The following is a 2,171-nucleotide window of genomic DNA, read 5'->3' as shown; positions in this document are numbered from 1 at the left end:
GCTGGTGCGCCACGAGGCGCCACTACCCCGAGCGGGGGTGAAAGGACCCCGCCGCTGGCCTGTCGCAGCAGGCCGGTGCAGCTGAGGGCAGCCTGATCGCGGAGACGCGAGGGAGGGCGGCAAGCAGCCCTGACAAAGCCGGGACGTATTGGCACTGCCAGACGGTGCGGGTCCGGCAAGCGAGACGAGAAGCCGTACGAGAGGAACCAGTGTTTGAAGCCCCGTAATACTTCCACCGGCTCCAATCTGGTGGATATGGGCCGGAACGCAGTGCACGCCACCGAGGCTCTGGTGGCGACTCCGAAGCCGGTTAAGAGTGCTGGTGGGGAGGCCATGTTGAAGGTCTGCGGCGTAGGCATGGCGAAGCTGTCGGGGCACAGCTGGGCGGCTCACTCGACGATCGGGTGGTGGTGAACGTGGGAAGCGATCAGGTGTCGCCCTGCCCGTCCGGCAGCCAGTTGGACGGAGGGCAGGTCCGTCGTCGGCTGACGACGCCAGGTCGTGGCGGAGTCCTCGTAGTAGTCCGAGCGCGCGAGAGGCGCGTACATGGCGAAGGGGGACAGCAAGTCAGCAGTGGAAGGACTGGAAGACCAGGAGGTTTTCGCCGGTGAATACCGACGATCTGGAGTACGTCCTGATGAAGGCCGAACGCCGGGTACTGGAGATCCAGACCAAGCTGCACCGTTGGGCCCGCGAGGATTCTCATCGCAGGTTCGATGACCTGTTCAACCTCGTCTCCGATCCCGCGTTCTTGCTGGTCGCGTGGGTTCGGGTGCGGGGCAACAAGGGAGCCCGCACGGCCGGAGTGGACGGCGAGACCGCCTACTACGTGGAGACCGTGCGGGGCGTCGAGGTCTTCCTCGACAGGCTGCGGGCCTCGATCAAGGACCGTAGCTTCTGCCCGCTCCCGGTCCGGGAACGGATGATCCCCAAGGCGGGCGGGAAGTTACGCCGTCTTGGGATCGCGACCGTGACCGATCGGGTGGTGCAGGCGTCCCTGAAGCTGGTGCTGGAGCCGATCTTCGAGGCGGAGTTCCTCCCGTGCTCCTACGGGTTCCGTCCGAATCACCGGGCTCACGACGCGGTGGCCGAGGTCCGCCACTTCACCTCCCACTCCTACGAGTGGATCGTGGAGGGCGACATCAAAGCCTGCTTCGACGAGATCTCACACACGGCCCTGATGGACCGGGTGCGTACTCGCGTCGGGGACAAACGCGTCCTGACCCTGGTGAAGGCGTTCTTGAAGTCCGGAATCCTCGGTGAGGACCGTGTACTTCGGGAGAACGACACCGGGACCCCGCAGGGGTCGATCCTCTCCCCGTTGCTCAGCAACGTGGCTCTCTCCGTCCTGGACGAGCACGTGGCCCGGGGCCCAGGAGGTCCAGCGAGCACCTTCAACGACCGGCAAAAGCGCCGACGTCGTGGACTGCCGAACTACAGGCTCATCCGCTACGCAGACGACTGGTGTCTGGTCGTGTCGGGCACGAAGTCCGACGCGGAGGCGCTCAAGGAAGAGATCGTCGGGGTCCTCTCAACGATGGGCTTGCGCCTGTCGCCGGAGAAGACCCTGATCACCCACATCGACGAGGGCCTCGATTTTCTCGGCTGGCGCATCCAGCGCCACCGCAAGCGAGGCGCCCACAAGCACTACGTCTACACCTACCCCGCCCGAAAGGCCCTCGCGGCCGTGACGGCGAAGGTCAAGGCACAGTGCCGCAAGACAGGCACCGACCTGCCGTTCGACACCCTGCTCATCTGTCTCAACCGGATGTTGCGGGGCTGGTGCGCCTACTTCCGTCCGGGAGTGTCGAGCACGGCCTTCCAGTACCTGAGCTCGTATACCTGGGGCCGGGTCATCTGGTGGCTGCGGCGAAAGCACCCCCATATGAACTGGAAGGACCTCCGCCGCCGTTTCTGCGCCGGAGGCTGGTGGCCGGCCAGCGAGGAACGGGAACTGTTCAACCCGGCGAAGGTAGGCACCACACGCTACCGCTACCGGGGATCAGTCATTCCCTCTCCATGGCCGATCACGGGATGAGACAAATCCTCAAGGAATCCGAGGGACTTGTGGAGCGCCCGTTGCGTTGAGAGGCGCACGGCGGGTGCGGGAAGCGGTCCGGAGAAACGGACCGGCCGAAAGGCCGGAACCGCGCTCCGGGCCGACTTCACGG

General features: G+C 65.5%; 2 protein-coding genes. One reads left to right on the top strand and one right to left on the bottom strand.

Going from position 1 to position 2,171, the window contains the following annotated elements; genetic code table 11:
• Positions 1–389 precede the first annotated feature (389 nt).
• Positions 390–566: a hypothetical protein gene (locus tag AB0D14_RS44875; protein WP_362791292.1), complete on the bottom strand. Its 177-nt coding sequence runs from the start codon at positions 564–566 to the stop codon at positions 390–392.
• A 41-nt stretch (positions 567–607) separates the two neighbouring features.
• On the opposite strand from AB0D14_RS44875, the gene ltrA reads away from it, so the two are divergent.
• Positions 608–2,038, top strand: a complete 1,431-nt coding sequence (ltrA, locus tag AB0D14_RS44870) for a group II intron reverse transcriptase/maturase (RefSeq protein ID WP_362791290.1) — start codon at positions 608–610, stop codon at positions 2,036–2,038.
• Positions 2,039–2,171 lie beyond the last annotated feature (133 nt).

Source organism: Streptomyces sp. NPDC048484, assembly GCF_040651415.1.
Taxonomy (GTDB): Bacteria; Actinomycetota; Actinomycetes; order Streptomycetales; family Streptomycetaceae; genus Streptomyces.
This window is presented reverse-complemented; position numbering and strand designations above follow the sequence as displayed.